At 67.1% G+C, this 15,983-nt stretch carries 17 protein-coding genes; 10 read left to right on the top strand and 7 right to left on the bottom strand.

The features are described from left to right. Positions 1-5 precede the first annotated feature (5 nt). From VARPA_RS01325 to VARPA_RS01315, 3 genes are all read left to right on the top strand, one after another. The gene (locus VARPA_RS01325; RefSeq protein ID WP_013538732.1) at positions 6-1,205 is read left to right on the top strand and encodes an ATP-binding protein; all 1,200 of its coding nucleotides are present in this window, start codon (positions 6-8) and stop codon (positions 1,203-1,205) included. 144 nt (positions 1,206-1,349) lie between these two features. Continuing rightward, a complete protein-coding gene (locus VARPA_RS01320) occupies positions 1,350-2,600 on the top strand; it encodes an O-antigen ligase family protein (protein WP_041942730.1) in 1,251 nt (416 codons plus the stop codon). Between the two features lie 4 nt (positions 2,601-2,604). After that, positions 2,605-3,660 carry a hypothetical protein gene (locus VARPA_RS01315; protein ID WP_013538730.1) on the top strand — a complete coding sequence of 352 codons (1,056 nt, stop codon included), beginning with the start codon at positions 2,605-2,607 and terminating at the stop codon, positions 3,658-3,660. 1 nt (position 3,661) lies between these two features. Here the strand turns inward: VARPA_RS01315 and VARPA_RS01310 are convergent, their stop codons facing one another. From VARPA_RS01310 to VARPA_RS01300, 3 genes are read right to left on the bottom strand one after another with little or no spacing between them, the layout of a single operon-like run. Continuing rightward, positions 3,662-4,078 carry an ABZJ_00895 family protein gene (locus tag VARPA_RS01310; RefSeq protein ID WP_013538729.1) on the bottom strand — a complete coding sequence of 139 codons (417 nt, stop codon included), beginning with the start codon at positions 4,076-4,078 and terminating at the stop codon, positions 3,662-3,664. A gap of 17 nt (positions 4,079-4,095) precedes the next feature. Beyond that, positions 4,096-4,305 carry a zinc-finger domain-containing protein gene (locus tag VARPA_RS01305; protein WP_013538728.1) on the bottom strand — a complete coding sequence of 70 codons (210 nt, stop codon included), beginning with the start codon at positions 4,303-4,305 and terminating at the stop codon, positions 4,096-4,098. Between the two features lie 8 nt (positions 4,306-4,313). Continuing rightward, on the bottom strand, positions 4,314-5,267 hold the full coding sequence (locus VARPA_RS01300) for a branched-chain amino acid transaminase (protein ID WP_013538727.1): 954 nt from the start codon (positions 5,265-5,267) through the stop codon (positions 4,314-4,316). A gap of 399 nt (positions 5,268-5,666) precedes the next feature. On the opposite strand from VARPA_RS01300, the gene VARPA_RS01295 reads away from it, so the two are divergent. Then, complete coding sequence (locus tag VARPA_RS01295; RefSeq protein WP_013538726.1) at positions 5,667-6,668, top strand: recombination-associated protein RdgC; 1,002 nt, start codon at positions 5,667-5,669, stop codon at positions 6,666-6,668. 124 nt (positions 6,669-6,792) lie between these two features. Here the strand turns inward: VARPA_RS01295 and VARPA_RS01290 are convergent, their stop codons facing one another. Continuing rightward, positions 6,793-8,007 carry a M20 aminoacylase family protein gene (locus tag VARPA_RS01290; protein ID WP_013538725.1) on the bottom strand — a complete coding sequence of 405 codons (1,215 nt, stop codon included), beginning with the start codon at positions 8,005-8,007 and terminating at the stop codon, positions 6,793-6,795. A gap of 51 nt (positions 8,008-8,058) precedes the next feature. After that, on the bottom strand, positions 8,059-9,408 hold the full coding sequence (locus VARPA_RS01285; protein ID WP_013538724.1) for an MFS transporter: 1,350 nt from the start codon (positions 9,406-9,408) through the stop codon (positions 8,059-8,061). A 129-nt stretch (positions 9,409-9,537) separates the two neighbouring features. On the opposite strand from VARPA_RS01285, the gene VARPA_RS01280 reads away from it, so the two are divergent. After that, positions 9,538-10,482 carry a LysR family transcriptional regulator gene (locus VARPA_RS01280; protein WP_013538723.1) on the top strand — a complete coding sequence of 315 codons (945 nt, stop codon included), beginning with the start codon at positions 9,538-9,540 and terminating at the stop codon, positions 10,480-10,482. Here the strand turns inward: VARPA_RS01280 and VARPA_RS01275 are convergent. Then, positions 10,479-10,907 carry a hypothetical protein gene (locus VARPA_RS01275; RefSeq protein ID WP_013538722.1) on the bottom strand — a complete coding sequence of 143 codons (429 nt, stop codon included), beginning with the start codon at positions 10,905-10,907 and terminating at the stop codon, positions 10,479-10,481. The genes VARPA_RS01280 and VARPA_RS01275 overlap by 4 nt on opposite strands. Between VARPA_RS01275 and VARPA_RS01270 the strand changes: the two genes are divergently transcribed. Continuing rightward, positions 10,907-11,557 carry a hypothetical protein gene (locus VARPA_RS01270; protein WP_234974903.1) on the top strand — a complete coding sequence of 217 codons (651 nt, stop codon included), beginning with the start codon at positions 10,907-10,909 and terminating at the stop codon, positions 11,555-11,557. The genes VARPA_RS01275 and VARPA_RS01270 overlap by 1 nt on opposite strands. A 57-nt stretch (positions 11,558-11,614) precedes the next feature. On the opposite strand, the gene radA is transcribed toward VARPA_RS01270, so the two are convergent. Beyond that, the gene (radA, locus tag VARPA_RS01265; RefSeq protein WP_013538720.1) at positions 11,615-13,003 is read right to left on the bottom strand and encodes a DNA repair protein RadA; all 1,389 of its coding nucleotides are present in this window, start codon (positions 13,001-13,003) and stop codon (positions 11,615-11,617) included. Positions 13,004-13,105: 102 nt separating this feature from the next. Here radA and hpaR point away from each other — a divergent pair, with 102 nt between their 5' ends. Genes hpaR through VARPA_RS01245 form a run of 4 tightly spaced genes read left to right on the top strand, consistent with a single transcriptional unit; the run spans position 13,106 to position 15,969 of the window. Beyond that, a complete protein-coding gene (gene hpaR, locus VARPA_RS01260; protein ID WP_013538719.1) occupies positions 13,106-13,540 on the top strand; it encodes a homoprotocatechuate degradation operon regulator HpaR in 435 nt (144 codons plus the stop codon). Then, positions 13,537-14,172, top strand: a complete 636-nt coding sequence (locus VARPA_RS01255; RefSeq protein WP_013538718.1) for a fumarylacetoacetate hydrolase family protein — start codon at positions 13,537-13,539, stop codon at positions 14,170-14,172. The genes hpaR and VARPA_RS01255 overlap by 4 nt, the downstream gene beginning before the upstream one ends. Next, complete coding sequence (locus tag VARPA_RS01250; protein ID WP_013538717.1) at positions 14,169-14,939, top strand: fumarylacetoacetate hydrolase family protein; 771 nt, start codon at positions 14,169-14,171, stop codon at positions 14,937-14,939. The genes VARPA_RS01255 and VARPA_RS01250 overlap by 4 nt, the downstream gene beginning before the upstream one ends. A 43-nt stretch (positions 14,940-14,982) precedes the next feature. Then, positions 14,983-15,969 (top strand): Bug family tripartite tricarboxylate transporter substrate binding protein, encoded by a 987-nt coding sequence (locus VARPA_RS01245; RefSeq protein WP_013538716.1) that lies wholly within the window; start codon positions 14,983-14,985, stop codon positions 15,967-15,969. Positions 15,970-15,983: the final 14 nt, after the last annotated feature.

The following is a 15,983-nucleotide window of genomic DNA, read 5'->3' as shown; positions in this document are numbered from 1 at the left end:
GCTTGATGCTGCGCAAGCTCTACTCCGGCCACCTCTACGTCCGCATCTGGCTCGCGGTGGTGGGCGGCGTGGTCATCCTCACGCTGATGGCCAACTGGATCGTGCGCGAGGCCGCCGAGGCCGAGCGCGAGCGGCTGGCGCCGGTGCCGCGCCACGTGGTCGTGCTCGATGCGCAGGACCGGACGATCGGTTCGGGCACCGCATTGCGCGTGCCGGGCCAGGGACTGGAATTCGACGTGACGCTGAGCGACGGCAAGGCCATCACGCTGCGCGTGGCGCCCCGCGAGCGGGCCACCGGCACCGGCGGCTTCGCGCCGTGGCGCACGCCCTTCGGCCTCGGCTGGATGATCGCGCTGGTGGGTGTGGCAGTGGCATTGGGCGTCTACCCCATCGTGCGGCGCATCACGCAGCGGCTGGAAACGCTGCAGCGCGGCGTGCAGCGCTGGGGCGATGGCGATCTCTCGGTGCGCGTGACCGAAGAAGGACAGGACGAAGTGGCTGATCTCTCCAAACGATTCAACGCGTCGGCCGAACGCATCGAGCAGTTGGTGCGCTCGCACAAGTCGCTGCTGGCCAACGCATCGCACGAGCTGCGCTCGCCGCTCACCCGCATCCGCATGGGGCTGGAGCTGATGGGCGAGCATCCGAGCCCCAAGGCGCGCGAGGAAATCTCGCGCAACATCGGCGAACTCGACCAGCTCATCGACGAGATCCTGCTCGCCAGCCGCCTGGATGCGAGCGAGGCCGACATGGGCACCATCGAGGCGGTCGACCTCACGGGTCTCGCCGCCGAGGAATGCTCGCAGGTGAATGCCGAACTCGACCTGGCCGAGGGCACCGACAACGCGGCGCTCACGGTGCCGGGCGTGTCGCGCCTCTTGCGCCGCGCGATCCGCAACCTGCTGGAAAACGCCCGCCGCTACGGCGCCGGCAGCATCAGCGTGGAACTGGGCAGCGCCAACGGCTTTGCCACCGTGCGCGTGAACGACCGCGGCCCCGGCGTGCCGCCGGCCCTGCGCGAACGCATCTTCGAACCCTTCTACCGGCTGCCCGGCGCGAGCGAGCGCAACGGCGGCGTGGGCCTCGGGCTGGCGCTGGTGAAGTCGATTGCCGAGCGGCACGGCGGCACCGTGCGATGCGAAGACGCGCCGGAAGGCGGGGCGAGCTTCGTGATCCGGCTGCCGGTGGCCGCGACCGCGCACTGACACACCCGAATCCCTTTCGCGGGACGCCGCGGAACCGGCTTCGCCGGGCCGCAGGCGTCGCCCCCGGCGAGGGGGAAGGAGAAGCGACACGAAGTGCGCGAAGCCTGGGGGAGTACCAAGCCTGCACCCTAAAATCCCGCCCCTATGCAGAGATCGCACATCGTTCGGCCCGCGGCCATGTTCTGGGGGCTGGTGGTGTTCATGCCGGTCGGCGTCACCTACCTGTCGGCCATCCTGTTGCTGCTCGCGATGCTGCTCGCCGGCGGATACGCCGAACGCTTCGCGCGCCTGCGCGCCAATCCGCTGTGGTGGCCGGTGGTCGCCTACCTGGCCTGGACCCTTCTGGTGCTGGCCTTCGGGCCGCACTACCCGGAGACCGGCTCCAACCTCTTTCACGGCGTGCGCATCGGCCTCACGATCCTGATGGCGATGGCGCTCACGCGCGAAGAAGCGATCTGGGCGTTGCGCGGCTTCCTGCTGATCGCGGCGCTGAACATCCTGCTGATCGTTCTGCACTACGCCATCGGCTTTCCGGTCTGGTCGCCGCTGCGCGGGGTGGTCATGGAGGTGGGCAACAAGTCGATCAGCAACGCGCTGCTGTTCAGCGTGGTGGCCGCCACGGCTGCCGTGTGGGGCATTGCGCAGACCGCCGGTCACAAGCCGCTGCGCGCCATTCCGGCTTTCTTGCTGATGCTGGGGCTGGGCTTCGTGGTCGCGCTGCCGCTGACCTCGCGCACCTCGGTGCTCGCGCTGCTGCTGGTGGTTCCGGTGGTGTGCATCCACCAGTGGCGCAACCATCTGAAGATGCTGGTGAGCGCGCTGGTGCTGGGAGCGGTCGTGATCGGGGCCGCGCTCTATCAGTTGCCGCAGCTGCAGCACAAGGTCGAGACGGGCGTGCAGGAAATCGAGGAGGCGCAAACCGGCGCGGTCTTCCACGGAAGCTGGGTCATCCGGTACTACATGTACCGCGACACCGGCCTCATGATCGCCGACCGGCCGCTCACCGGCTGGGGCATCGGCGGCTGGACCAGCCAGTGGCACAAGCGCGGCCCGGCCTTGTTCGCGGACTCGAACATGCCGCACAACGACTTTCTCTGGGTGGGCGCGCAGGGCGGATTGCCCGCGCTGCTGAGCCTGCTGGTCATCATGGTGGCGGCGGTATGGCAGGCGTGGCGGCGTCCCGACATCGCCGGCCGCTTCGCATTGGCCGCAACGCTGATCGCGCTGATCGCATCGAGCGTGAACTCGGCCATGCGCGATGCGCAGATCGGCCTCGCGCTGCTCTGGATCGCGATGGTGTATCTGAGGCTCGCGCAGGAAAAGAACGATCCCGCGCCGTGGCGCGACCTGTGGCCGTGGCGTCGGCCGAACCTGAACACCAATCCCACGGCATAAAACCATGCGACGCATCCTCGCCACCCTCATCCTGCTTCTGGCCTGCACCTTCGGTGCGCACGCGGCCCCCGCCGTCGTGCAGGGCCTCGTCCACGGCTCAGGCCCCGAGGCGCAACGCTTTCCCTGGGTGCGCACCGACGACGCCAAGGTCGCCGATCGCATCAACCAGTTTCTTTTCATCGACACCTTCGAGGCCATGGCGCCGGCGCGCGCCGCGGAGGGCCTGCGCGGCGTCGATGCGAAAAACTGGGAGCGGTTGCCGAACCTCGGCTACGCGGTGCTGCGCAACGACGGCCGCGTGCTGTCGCTGCGCGTCGAAGGGGAAGGCTGCGGCGCGTATTGCGAAAGCTTCTCCGTCGGGCACGCGTTCGATGCGACGACCGGGCGTCATCTCTCGCCGGGCGACCTGTTCACCGCCGAGGGCCTTGCCGACATGGCGCGCAAGATCCAGGCGAACAACGCCGCCAGGCTGCGCAAGGAGATTGCCGCGCTGGGGAACAAGGCGCGCAGCAAGGAAGAAGCGCGCGAAGACAAGATCGCGCTCTACACCGAGTGCCTGACGTCGCGCCAGGACCCGGTCTACCAGAAGATCGAGGGCATGCGCGGCATGGAGATCGATGCGAAGGGCGTGCTGTTCACGCAGGGCCGCTGCAGCAACCACGCGATGCGCGCGCTGGACGACCTCGATGACCTCAGCACCCGCTTCACGCCCGCCCAGCTCGGGCCGTGGCTCACGGCTTACGGCCGCGCGCTGCTGCTGGGCGAAGGCGCGGCGCCTGCTCCGGCATCGCCGTTCGACCAGGTGTTGCACGGCACCATCGATGCGCGCCTGCCGGTGACCCTGCGGCTGGAGGCGCTGCGCAGCGACGGCTCTGTCGCCGCCACGTATTTCTACGACCGCTATCGCAAAGCGATCTCGGTGTTCGGCAAATACCAGAACGGCGTGCTGCTGCTCGAGGAGTCCAGCGACACGCGCCTGCGCCTCAAGCCCGATGGCGCCGGCCTGCGCGGCGAATGGATCAGCGGCCAGAAGACGTTGCCGATGGTCCTCGCGCCCTGATTCAACCGATCTTGTTGCGCCGGGCCTCGGCCGCCGCGTGCTGCTTGCCGGCAAAGCCGACGAAGAACCAGATCACCAGCGCGTGCAGCACGCCGACGAAAAGCAGCACCAGCAGGGCCGGCCCCAGCGACAGGCCCGTCGCACCGGCGAACAGCCCGACCGCCACCGTCACCGCGGCCTGGATCGCCATGTCGATGACGAGCATGCCCAGGACGGCGCGCTTCTTTTCCTCAGGGGTGAAGTAGCGGCCGTTCTTCTTGGCGGAGTCCATGCACACCCACGCCACGGTGCCGAGCAAGGCGGCCATGTTGCCGCCCGTGCTGGAGCTGGCGCCCGCCAGGTTCAGCGCGACGCCGACGACGATCAGCAGCACCACGTAAGCTGCGGCAAAGCGCCACAGCAGGCCGCGAAGCGTCACGTCAGGTCAGGCGCAACTCAGTGGCGCGCCGACACGGCTTCACCGGCCTTCAGCCGGTACACCGTGCCGCAGTACGGGCACTTGGCTTCGCCGGTGCGCGCCACGTCCAGGTAGACCTTGGGGTGGCTGTTCCAGAGCTTCATGTCGGCCTTGGGGCTGGGGCAGAACACGCCGCCCTGATGGTTGAGCTCCTTGGCCAGGAGTTCGACGACTGCATTGGTAGACATGGGTTTTCTCAGACTTTCGTGAGCCAGTGGGCGTACTTGGGATTCTTGCCGTTCACGATGTCGAAGAAGGCAGACTGGATCTTCTCGGTGATCGGGCCGCGCGAGCCGCCGTCGCCACGGTTGCCGATCTCGATGCGGTCGAGTTCGCGGATCGGCGTCACTTCGGCGGCGGTGCCGGTGAAGAAGGCTTCGTCGGAGATGTAGACCTCGTCGCGCGTGATGCGCTTCTGCACGAGTTCCAACCCCAAGTCCTTGCAGATGTGCAGGATCGTGTTGCGCGTGATGCCGTTCAGGGCGCCGGCCGAGAGGTCAGGCGTGTAGACCACGCCGCCCTTGACCACGAAGATGTTCTCGCCCGCGCCTTCCGACACGAAGCCGCTCGCATCGAGCAGCAGCGCTTCGTCGTAGCCGTCGTCCAGCGCTTCCATGTTGGCCAGGATCGAATTCGTGTAGTTGCTCACCGACTTGGCCTGCGTCATCGTGATGTTGACGTGGTGGCGGGTGTAGCTGGAGGTCTTCACGCGGATGCCGCGGCGCATGCCTTCTTCGCCGAGGTAGGCGCCCCAGGACCAGGCCGCGACCATGGCGTGGATCTTGTTGCCCTTGGGGCTCACGCCCAGCTTTTCGGAGCCGATCCAGATGAGGGGGCGCAGGTAGCAGCTTTCCAGCTTGTTCTCGCGAACCACCTGCTTCTGGGCTTCGTTCAGTTGCTCCTGCGAGAAGGGAATCTTCATGCGCAGGATCTTGGCGCTGTTGAACAGGCGCTCGGTGTGCTCGGCCAGGCGGAAGATGGAGGTGCCGCCGTCCGCCGTCTTGTAGGCGCGCACGCCCTCGAAGGCGCCGCATCCGTAGTGCAGCGTGTGGCTCAACACGTGGATCTTGGCGTCGCGCCAGTCCACGAGTTCGCCGTCCATCCAGATCTTGCCGTCACGGTCGTCCAGCGAGGGGGGGATCGAGCTCATTTCCTGATTCCTTTGGGAGCGGTGTGGGGGTGCGACAGAGGGGGAAGTCGCAAAAGCTTTCGATTTTAAGGCGGCGCCCGGAGGGTCTGTCATCCGTCAAACACCCTCGCGCCGGCCCTGCCATATGGTGTATGCGCGAAGGGCGGCGCAGCCCATGGGCCCCCATGGGCAAGCCGGCCGACAAAGCAGACGCCGTATGGCGGGGCCGGCCCGGAGGGAAACCCTGCTGCGCGGCGCATTGCGGCGTTGCCCTTCGCTTGCGTAGCAGCCTACGCGGCGCTCAGGGCGCCTCGCACTGCGCCGCGCAGCAGGGTTTCGCGAGGGCGTTTGACGGATGACAGACCCTCTCCGGGTGCCCGACAATGGCCGGTTGTGCAAACCAGTGGAAAAAGGGTTTCCGTGTCCGTATTCAAGAACGTCATCGTCTATCGCATCGAACCTGCCTGGTCCCAAACATTGGCCGAGGCGGAAGAGGGCTTGGGCAAGCACCGCTTCGAGCCCTGCGGCCCCTCGCAGGAAAAGTCTGCCGGCTGGGCCGAGCCCCGCGGCGAGGCCGGCGGCCCGTTGGTCGAATCCATCGACGGCCAGTGGCTCGTCGAATACATGATCGAGAGCAAGCAGGTCCCCGGCTCCGTGGTGCGCCGCAAGCTCGACGAGCGCTGCGCGCAGATCGAGGCCACCACCGGCCGAAAGCCCGGCAAGAAGGAAAAGAAGGAGCTCAAGGAAGACATCACCCTGGAGCTGCTGCCGATGGCCTTCACCCGCAGCGCGCGCGTGGCGGTGTGGATCGACAAGGCCGAGCACCGCCTCGTGATCAACAGCGGCAACGCCTCGCGCGCCGACGAAGTGGTCACCAGCCTCGTGAAGTCGCTCGACGGCTTTGCGGTGGCACTGATCAACACGCAGATCGAACCGGCCGCCGCCATGGCGAACTGGCTGCTGACGCAGGAGCCGCCGGCCGGCTTCACCATCGACCGCGAGTGCGAACTCAAGGCCTCGGACGATTCGAAGGCCGTGGTGCGCTACGCCAAGCACCCGCTCGATATCGAGGAAGTGCAGAAGCACATCACCGACGGCAAGCGGCCCACTCGCCTCGCGCTCACCTGGGACGACCGCGTGTCGTTCGAGCTGACGCACGGCATGCTGATCCGCAAGATCGTGTTCCTGGAAGGCACGGGCGACGGCGCGGCAGGCGGCAAGAAGGAAGACAACTACGACGCCGACGTGGCAATCGCCACCGGCGAACTTGGCCAACTGGTGCCGGCGCTGCTCGATGCGCTGGGCGGCGAGGCGGCGTTCGGCGCGGCACCGGCGGACGAAGCGCCGAAGCCGGCCGCCAAAGCGGCAGTGCCCACGACCCCGGTCGATGCCGCCGAGGAAGAGGAAGACGCGCCGTTTTAAGTCAAGGCGCTCCGAAGACGTGAAGAAACCGTAGCGAGCAGCCCGAGCTTGCGTCAAGGACCGGAACCGTACTCACGTACGGTGAGGACCGCAGATGCGAGATCGGGTTGCGCAGCAGGTTTATTCATGTCTTCGCCAGGTAAGTCTGTGCCAAACGCACCCAGCACGCGGCGCCCAGCGGCAGCACCTGGTCGTTGAAGTCGTAGCCGGGGTTGTGCACCATGCAGCCCCCGAACTCGCCCTCCCCGTTGCCGAGCAGCACATAGCAGCCCGGCAACTCGGCGAGCATCCAGGCGAAGTCCTCGCTGCCTGCAAAGCCCTTCGGCGCCTCGGTGACCACATGCTCCGCGCCGACGAGCTCGGCGCAGACCTGCGCCATCAGCCGGCATTCGGCCGCGGTGTTGACCACCGGCGGCACGAGCTGGCGGTAGTCGATCTCGGCCTCGACGCCGTGGGCCTGCGCCGTGAGGCTCACGATCTCGCGGATGCGCTGCTCCACGACCGCGCGCGTCTCGGGCCGCGCCGCCCTCACGTTGAGGCCCAGCGCCACTGATTGCGGAATCACGTTGTGCGTGGCGCCGCCGCGGATGAAACCGACCGACACGACGGCGGTGTCGCCCGGCGTCACGTTGCGGGCCACCACGGTCTGCAGGGCCGTGACCACCGCAGCCGCCGCGGGTACGGGATCGCGCGAGAGGTGCGGCATGGCGCCATGCCCGCCCACGCCCTTGATCGTGACGTCGGCCACGTCCGAAGACAGGGTGACCGGCCCCTCGATCACCAGGAAGCTGCCGACCGGCACGCCCGGCGCGTTGTGCAGCGCGTAGACGGCATCGCAGGGAAAGCGCTCGAACAGGCCGTCCTCGATCATTGCGCGCGCGCCGCAGAGGTTCTCCTCGTCGGGCTGGAAGATCAGGTTCAGCGTGCCGTCGAAATCGCGGCGCTTCGCGAGCGCCTTGGCAGCCGCGAGCAGGATGGCGGTGTGGCCGTCGTGGCCGCAGGCGTGCATGCGGCCGTGGGTCTTGCTCGCATAGGGCAGGCCCGTGGCCTCGACGATGGGGAGCGCATCCATGTCGGCGCGGATGCCCAGCCGCCGCGTGCCGCTGCCGACCTTGAGCTGCGCCACGATGCCGGTCTTGCCGATGCCCGTGTGCACCTCGTAGCCCCATTCGCGCAGCAGGTTGGCGACCAGCTCGCCGGTCGCGCCCACCTCGAAGCCGAGCTCGGGGTTGGCGTGGATCTGGCGGCGGATGTCGATGAAGGCCTGGGTGTCGACGTCGGCCTGCGGCAGCAATCGGGACAGGAGCCGGGAGGTCTGGAGACTGAGTTCGCGGGTCATGGATGGATGTGGTTGTCTGTTGTTCTTCGATGTTGCGGGGAGGAAATCTTTTCAGTCGGCCCGGCGTGCGCGCAGGCTCACGAGCGCACAGATGCTCAGCACGCCGCAGGCCATCATGTAGAAGGCCGGCGACATCGGGTTGCCGGTCGTCGCGAGCAGCCAGGTCACGATGAATTGCGAGGAGCCGCCGAACACCGTCACGCCGACGCTGTAGATCACCGAGATGCCGCTCGCGCGCACGCCGATCGGCAGCATCTCGAGCAGGATCAGGAACAGGGGCGTGGTGCCGAGGTTCACGATCGCCGTCAGCAGCACCGACAGGCACAACACCAGCGGCACGCTCGGGTAGTGGTTGATGAGCCAGAAGGCCGGATACACCGCCAGCACGCCGAGCACCAGCGAGCCGATCACCAGCGGCTTGCGGTTGGGCAGCCTGTCGGCCAGGCGCCCCGCCAGCAGCGCCACCGCGAACATCGTGATGCCGGTGGCGCAGCCCGACAGCAGCGACAGCGACGGCGGCATGTGCAGCACGCGGATCATGTAGGTCGGCATGAAGAACACGACCAGGTACATGGCGGCCGTGCCCGCCGTGATGGAGAAGATGCCCTTGAGCACCGTGCCTCCGTGCTCGCGCAGCAGCCGGCCCATCGGGCTGGATTCATGGCGGCCGCCCTGATGCGTTTCCTCCAGGTTGGCGCGGATGTAGAAGCCGACCGGCGCAATCAGCAGGCCGAACAGGAACGGCAGTCGCCAGCCCCAGCTCTCGAGCGAGGCCTGCGGCAGCGCGGCGTACAGCGCGGCGCCGGTGAGTGCGCCCAACACCGCCGCGATGCCCTGGCTCGCGAGCTGCCAGCTCACGCGAAAGCCGCGGCCCCGGATGCCGCCCGACTCCATGAGCATCGAGGTGGCGGCGCCGATCTCGCCGCCGAGCGAAAAGCCCTGCAAGAGACGCCCCGCCAGGATCATCAGCGAGCCGAACACGCCGGCCGAAGCGTATGTGGGCGCGAGCGCGATGCACAGCGTGCCCGCCACCATGAGGCCGATGGTGAGCGTCAACGCGGCCTTGCGTCCCTTGCGGTCGGCGTAGCTGCCGATGACCACGCCGCCCAGCGGCCGCATCACGAAGCCGATGCCGAAGGTGGCTACGGCCAGCAGCAGCGAGCCGTAGGGGCTGTCGGACGGGAAGAACAGCTTGCCGATCAGGAGCGCGAAGAAGCTGTAGACGGTGAAGTCGTACATCTCGAGCGCATTGCCCAGCGAGCAGGCGGCGATCAGGCGGAACTGGGTCTGCTTGCCCTTGTGCTTGCCCTTCGCCTGCACGGTGTCGGCAGGGGAAGACGGCGCGGCGGCCGTCGGGGGAGCGCCCCCCATCTGGCTTGCGGGCAAAGCGGCTTCACTCATCGAATCGACTCCACGAACAGAACAGCGGCGGAGTATTCAGGCAAAGCGCGCCAGCGCAGAATCACATATTTTCATGCTGATAACCAAATGGAATCCCCCAAGGGATTCCACCGGGATCACGGAGGAAAGATGAAGCTGCAACAACTGCGCGTTCTCCTGGCGGTCGCCCAGAACGGAAGCATCCATGAGGCGGCGCGCAGCCTGCACATCACGCAGCCGGCGCTGTCCAAGACGATCGCCGAACTGGAACGCGAACTCGGCGTGACGCTGATGCTGCGCACCACGCGCGGGGTGAACCTCACGGCCTATGGCACGGCACTGGTCAGGCGCGCGAGCCTCGTCGAGCAGGAGCTGCGACACGCGCTCGAGGACATCGAGGCGATTCGCGGGCGCGACGAGGCACAGCTCAATATCGGCTTTACCGCGGTCGCCTCGGGCGGGCCGCTGCCCAATGCGATGGCATCGTTCAGGCAGCGCTTTCCCAACGTGGCGCTGCGCGCCTACGAGCAGCGGCCGCAGCAGCTCTTCGAGGGGCTGCGCGAAGGCCGGCTCGACCTGGCGCTGGTCTCGACCTGCAACGGACCGGGCACCAACGTCTTTCAGTGGGAGCCGCTGTTCTCGCTGTCGATGCATGTGGCGGTGCGCACCGGGCATCCGCTGCGGCGGGTGCGCAAGCTCCGCACGCTGCTGGAGGCCGATTGGCTGGTGCTGGACCCCATCGACGAGCCCGGCAGCCCGCTGGTATCGACGATGCGCGTGAACGGGCTGGAGATGCCCAAGCGCATGGTGCAGAGCGCATCGAACCTGCTGGGGCTGCAGCTGGCCACGCAGACCGACCTCGTGAGCATGTGGTCGGACAGTGTGTTCCACGACGCGGGCGCGGTGCGGATGCAGCCCGGCCTGCTGGAGCGCCTGCCGATCACCGACGAAGTGCCGGACTTCGACGTCTACCTGGTCTATCGCTCGGCCGACCTCATGACTCACATGTGCGCGGAGTTCACCAAGGAAGTGCGCCACCATGCGAAGGTGAATCCGCTGTGGCGCCGGCCGCGCCGCAAGGCCGCTGCGGATTAGCTGGCGGGTGTTTCTTCTTCGGGAGCGGCTTCGGGCCGCGTCATTTCCCAGCTCTGCAGCTTGCCGCCGTTGAACACCGCATCGACGTACGAGCCGCCCGTGTCGGTCCAGCGGTAGAGCTCGGGCTGCGTGTCCGCGGGGGAGCGCAGTTCGCCGAGTGCGCGTGTCATGGCGATGACGTGCATCAGGGTCGCGCCCTGCTTGAGCTTGGCGTTGAGCATCACCGCGCTGGCCACGTAGCCCACCGGCCGGTCGGCAGCGCGCTTGAGCACCTGCATCGCGCGGTTGAAGTGCAGCAGCAGGAACATCACGATGACGCCGCCGGTCAGTGCGACGCCGGCCCAGCCGTAGCTGCGCCACGCCAGGCCGAGAAGGACGATGCCGCCTACGGGCACCAGCAATTTCTGGAAATTCATGGCGCGCATTGTCGCCGCTCGATGCTTTGCGCCCTGTCGGCGCATTCGAAAGTTCACATATCGACATGGGCGCAGCGGCGCTGTATCGGCCGTGGCTACCACCGGGCGCGAAAAACGGTACTCACCGCGAAATGCGAGTGGCGCGGTGGCGCGAGGCGGCACATTTCACCGCACGGGCATCAACCCGGGCCACAGAAAAGCGTATGAATATTTCGCGTTCCGCCACCATCGTTCGTCTCACTCTCGCCGCCACGCTCACGGCCGCCGCACTCAGCGGTTGCTATGTGGTGCCCATCGCACAACCCGCACCCGCGGCGCCGCCTTCGCAGGCCTATGCCGTTGCACCGGGACCGATCGCGCAGAGCTTCAGTGCACGCCTGTATCCGTCGAACGCCGAAGCGGCGCGCTACGGAACCGTCGCAGGCACGGTGACCAACGACATGAACGGCCGCGGCCACTTCAACGCGCAGATCGGCGGTGAACAGTTTCAGGGAGAGGCGACCCGGGTTGCCGGCTCGCGAGGTGCCGGTGTGGCAAATGCCAGCGGCAATCGCGGCGGCAACCTGAGTTGCCAGTACACGATGAACTCGGCCACGTTGGGCAGCGGCCAATGCGTGCTCAACAGCGGGCCGGCGTTCACGATGCACATCGGGGGATAGGGAGGGTGGCCCGGCGCGCCACAGGCGCGCCGGGCATTTTTTTCCCCAATGAATGAATCAATCGAGGCGGCGGACCACGTCCATCGCCTCTTCGATGCGTTCGACGGGATGGATGGTCAAGCCTTCGATCTCCTTCGAACCTTTGCGCGGTGCGTTGGCCTTGGGCACCACCGCGATGCTGAAGCCCAGCTTGGCGGCTTCGCGCAGACGTTCTTGCCCACGCGGCGCGGGACGCACTTCACCGGCGAGGCCCACTTCACCGAACGCGATGAAACCCTTGGGCAGCGGCTTGCCGCGCAGGCTCGAGGTGATGGCCAGCATCACGGCCAGGTCGGCCGCGGGCTCGCTGATGCGCACGCCGCCCACCGCGTTCACGAACACGTCCTGGTCCATGCAGGCCACGCCCGCGTGGCGGTGCAGCACCGCGAGCAGCATCGCGAGACGGTCGCGGTCCAGGCCCACCGAGAGGCGCCGCGGGCTCGGCCCGCCGTTGTCGACCAGCGCCTGGATTTCCACCAGCATCGGCCGCGTGCCCTCCAGCGTGACCAGCACCACGCTGCCGGGCACCGGCTCGGCGTGCTGGCTCAGGAAGATCGCGCTCGGATTCGCCACGCCCTTCAAGCCCCGCTCGGTCATCGCGAACACGCCGATCTCGTTCACGGCGCCGAAACGGTTCTTGATGGCGCGCACGAGGCGGAAGCTCGAATGCGTGTCGCCTTCGAAATACAGCACCGTGTCGACCATGTGCTCCAGCACGCGCGGGCCTGCGAGCGCGCCCTCTTTCGTGACATGGCCCACCAGCACCACGGCCGTGCCGCTGGTCTTGGCAAAACGCGTGAGGTGCGCGGCGCATTCGCGCACCTGCGCCACGGAGCCTGGCGCTGAAGTGAGCTGGTCGGAGTACACCGTCTGGATGGAGTCGATCACCGCGATCGCAGGCCGCGTGGCGTCGAGCGTGGCGATGATCTTCTCGAGTTGGATTTCGGCGAGCACCTGCACCTGCGAGTGATCGAGCCCGAGCCGGCGCGAGCGCAGCGCGACCTGAGCACCGCTTTCCTCGCCCGTCACATAGAGCGCGTTCTGCCCAGCACGCTGGAGCGCATCGACCGCCTGCAGCAGCAGCGTCGACTTGCCGATCCCCGGGTCGCCGCCGATCAGCGTCACGCCGCCCGACACGATGCCGCCGCCCAGCACGCGGTCGAGTTCGTCGATGCCGGTGGGCGTGCGTGCGATGTCGGTCGCCTCGATCTCCGACAGCGTCGCCAGTTCGGAGACGCCCGCCAGCGGCGAGAACTGCGTGCCGAAGCGGTTGTTGGCCGGGGCGTTGCTGCCGGCCACCTGTTCAATCAATGTGTTCCACGCACCGCAGCTCGGGCATTTGCCGAGCCACTTGGGGCTGGTGCCGCCGCATTCACTGCAGACGAAAGTCGTTTTGTCCTTGGCCATCGGTCGAGTTTAGGTGTCCGCACAAACCCTGATGACTGGAGGCTTGGAAAGAAATCGCCATTCATTTAACATGTTAACTAATTTGATGATGAGGCCTTGTTCTTGAGCACCACCTTCACCCACCGCAATTTGCCGCGCCTGCTGCTGCAGGCCCGCGAAGCCGTGATGGCCCACACGCGGCCCAGCCTGCGCGAACACGCGCTGTCCGACCAGCAATGGCGCGTGCTGCGCGTGCTCGGCGAACACGGCGCGGTCGACACCGGCCGCGTTGCGCGCGAGGCTTTCATCCTCGGCCCGAGCCTTACCGGCGTGCTCGCACGCATGGAGCGCGACAACCTCATCACGCGTGCCCGCGACCCGGCCGACCAGCGCCGCACCGTGGTCGAGGCCACGCCGCACGGCATGAAGCTGGTCAAGCGCCTGGGGACCAGCATCGAGGCGCACTACGACTGGATGGAAAAGTCGCTCGGCAAGGCCAAGCTCACGCAGCTATACGGCCTGCTCGACGAACTGATCGCACTGGAGCAGCCTTCATGAGCACCCCGCATTTCCTTCCGATGGGCACCGTGTACGGCACGCTGCTGAACTTCCGCGCCGAAGTCGAAGCACTCGCGCCGCAGATGACGCAGCTGCCCTACAAGGCACCGCCCAAAGCACCGGTGCTCTACGTGAAGACCGCCAACACCTGGAGCACGCACGGCAGCGCCATCGCCGTGCCTTCGTCGGTTCCCGAAGTGGAAATCGGCGCGAGCATCGGCATGGTGATCGGCGCCGAGGGCGACATCGAAGGCTTCGTGCTGATGAACGATCTGTCGATCCCGCATGCGAGCTTCTTCCGCCCGCCGGTGAAGTTCAAGTGCCTCGACGGCTTCCTCGGCATCGGCCCCGCGATGCGCGATGCACAGGAGGTGGCCGACCCCGCGAACTTCCGCGCCGAGGTGCGCATCAACGGCGAACTGAAGCAGTCGATCGACTTCTCGCAGCTCGTGCGTCCTGCGCAGCAGTTGCTCGCCGACGTCGGCGAATTCATGACGCTCGCCCACGGCGACGTGCTGCTGCTCGGTTGCGATGCGGGCCGACCGCTGGCGCGCGCGGGCGACCGCATCGAGATCTCCGCACCGGGGTTCGAGACTCTGATTAACACGCTGGTGCAGGAGACCGCCGCATGAAGCACGCACGCGTCATCCACGAAGGCCGCGAGCACACCGGCATCGCGCACGAATTCAACGGCCAGCCAGACGCCGCCGTGCGTCTCGAAGACGGCCGCGTCGTTCCGCAAGAGCAGCTCACCTGGCTCCCACCGCTCGCGCCTACCGCACGGCCGCGCACCATCCTCGCGCTCGGCCTCAACTACGCCGACCACGCGAAGGAGCTCGAGTTCAAGGCGCCCGAGGAACCGCTGGTCTTCGTCAAGGGCCAGAGCACGCTGATCGGTCACCGCCAGCTCACGCACCGCCCCGCCGGCGTGCAGTTCATGCACTACGAATGCGAGCTCGCCATCGTCGTCGGCAAGACCGCGCGCCATGTGAAGCGCGACGACGCCTACGACTTCATCGGCGGCTACACGGTGGCCAACGACTACGCGATCCGCGATTACCTGGAGAACTGGTATCGCCCGAACCTGCGTGTGAAGAACCGCGACACCTGCACGCCGCTCGGCCCCTGGTTCGTCGATGCGGCCGATGTATCCGACCCGATGGCGCTTGCGCTGCGCACCACCGTCAACGGCACCGTCACGCAGCAGGGCAACACGCGCGACATGATCTTCGATGCGCCCTTTCTCATCGAGTACTTCAGCCGTTTCATGACGCTCTCGCCGGGCGACCTGATCCTCACGGGCACACCCGACGGCGTGGTCGACTGCGAGCCGGGCGATGTGATCGTCACCGACATCGAGCACATCGGCGCGCTGATCAACACGATCGACGCGGCCTGATTTTTTTCCTGTCACACACACAAAACCAGCGGAGACAAACGCAATGAACGCCAGAAAGAAAACACTCGCCGTCGCCCTCGTGGCGCTGACTGCCTCGATGCTCGCGCCCGATGCACCGGCGCAGACGGCCGCCTACCCCACCAAGCCCGTGCGCTGGGTGGTCGGCTACCCGGCCGGCGGCGGCACCGACTTTCTCGCGCGCACGGTCGGCGCGCAGGTGTCGCAGCAGATCGGCCAGCCGGTGCTCGTCGACAACAAGCCCGGCGCGGGCGCGATCATCGCGTCGGAGAACGTGGCACGCGCACCGGGCGACGGCTACACGGTGTTCTCCGCCGACAACGGGGTGCTGGTCTACAACCCCGCGCTCTACAAGAAGCTGCCCTACGACGCCGAAAAAGACTTCGCGCTCGTGGGCATGATGGGCCGCTCGCCGCTGGTCATCACCGCCGCGCCCAATGCCGGCGTGGCCGATGCGAAGGCGCTCATCGCCGCGCTGAAGGCTTCGCCCGGCAAGTTCAGCATCGCGACGCCCGGCACCGGCAGCCCGCACCATCTGGCGCTGGAACTGTTCCAGCGCGAGGCCGGCGTGTCGATGCTGCATGTGCCCTACAAGGGCGGCGCTCCTGCATTGCAAGACCTCATGGGCGGCCAGGTGCCGCTGATGATGCTCGACCTGCCCAGCGGCGTGAGCGCCGTGAAGGCCGGCAAGGTGATTCCGCTGCTGGCGATGTCGGCCGAGCGCATTCCGCAACTGCCCAACGTGCCCACTGCGAAGGAACTGGGCTACGCCAACGTCGAGGCCTACACCTGGCAAGGCCTGGTGACGCCCGCAGCCACGCCGAAGGAAGTGCAGGCCAAGCTCGGCACCGAACTCCAGAAGGCCATGGGCGACGCCGGCGTGAAGCAGAAGCTCTACGACGCCGGCTGGGAAGCACGTCCCGCTGATGCCACCGAAATGACGCGCTACGCCGATGCGGAGCGCAAGAAATGGCATGCCTTGATCAAGGCGCGCGACATCAAGCTCGACTGAAGAACCGGACACCC

The sequence above is a fragment of the Variovorax paradoxus EPS genome, assembly GCF_000184745.1.
In the GTDB taxonomy this organism is placed as follows: domain Bacteria; phylum Pseudomonadota; class Gammaproteobacteria; order Burkholderiales; family Burkholderiaceae_C; genus Variovorax; species Variovorax paradoxus_C.
Note: the sequence above shows the minus strand (reverse complement) of the source record. Positions and strands in the feature narration are given on the sequence as shown.

Coding starts and splice junctions, on each gene's coding strand:
- VARPA_RS01325 (WP_013538732.1), top strand. CDS start 6: ATGCTGCGCAAGCTCTACTCCGGCCACCTCTACGTCCGCATCTGGCTC.
- VARPA_RS01320 (WP_041942730.1), top strand. CDS start 1,350: ATGCAGAGATCGCACATCGTTCGGCCCGCGGCCATGTTCTGGGGGCTG.
- VARPA_RS01315 (WP_013538730.1), top strand. CDS start 2,605: ATGCGACGCATCCTCGCCACCCTCATCCTGCTTCTGGCCTGCACCTTC.
- VARPA_RS01305 (WP_013538728.1), bottom strand. CDS start 4,305: ATGTCTACCAATGCAGTCGTCGAACTCCTGGCCAAGGAGCTCAACCAT.
- VARPA_RS01300 (WP_013538727.1), bottom strand. CDS start 5,267: ATGAGCTCGATCCCCCCCTCGCTGGACGACCGTGACGGCAAGATCTGG.
- VARPA_RS01290 (WP_013538725.1), bottom strand. CDS start 8,007: ATGACCCGCGAACTCAGTCTCCAGACCTCCCGGCTCCTGTCCCGATTG.
- VARPA_RS01285 (WP_013538724.1), bottom strand. CDS start 9,408: ATGAGTGAAGCCGCTTTGCCCGCAAGCCAGATGGGGGGCGCTCCCCCG.
- VARPA_RS01280 (WP_013538723.1), top strand. CDS start 9,538: ATGAAGCTGCAACAACTGCGCGTTCTCCTGGCGGTCGCCCAGAACGGA.
- VARPA_RS01275 (WP_013538722.1), bottom strand. CDS start 10,907: ATGCGCGCCATGAATTTCCAGAAATTGCTGGTGCCCGTAGGCGGCATC.
- radA (WP_013538720.1), bottom strand. CDS start 13,003: ATGGCCAAGGACAAAACGACTTTCGTCTGCAGTGAATGCGGCGGCACC.
- VARPA_RS01255 (WP_013538718.1), top strand. CDS start 13,537: ATGAGCACCCCGCATTTCCTTCCGATGGGCACCGTGTACGGCACGCTG.
- VARPA_RS01250 (WP_013538717.1), top strand. CDS start 14,169: ATGAAGCACGCACGCGTCATCCACGAAGGCCGCGAGCACACCGGCATC.
- VARPA_RS01245 (WP_013538716.1), top strand. CDS start 14,983: ATGAACGCCAGAAAGAAAACACTCGCCGTCGCCCTCGTGGCGCTGACT.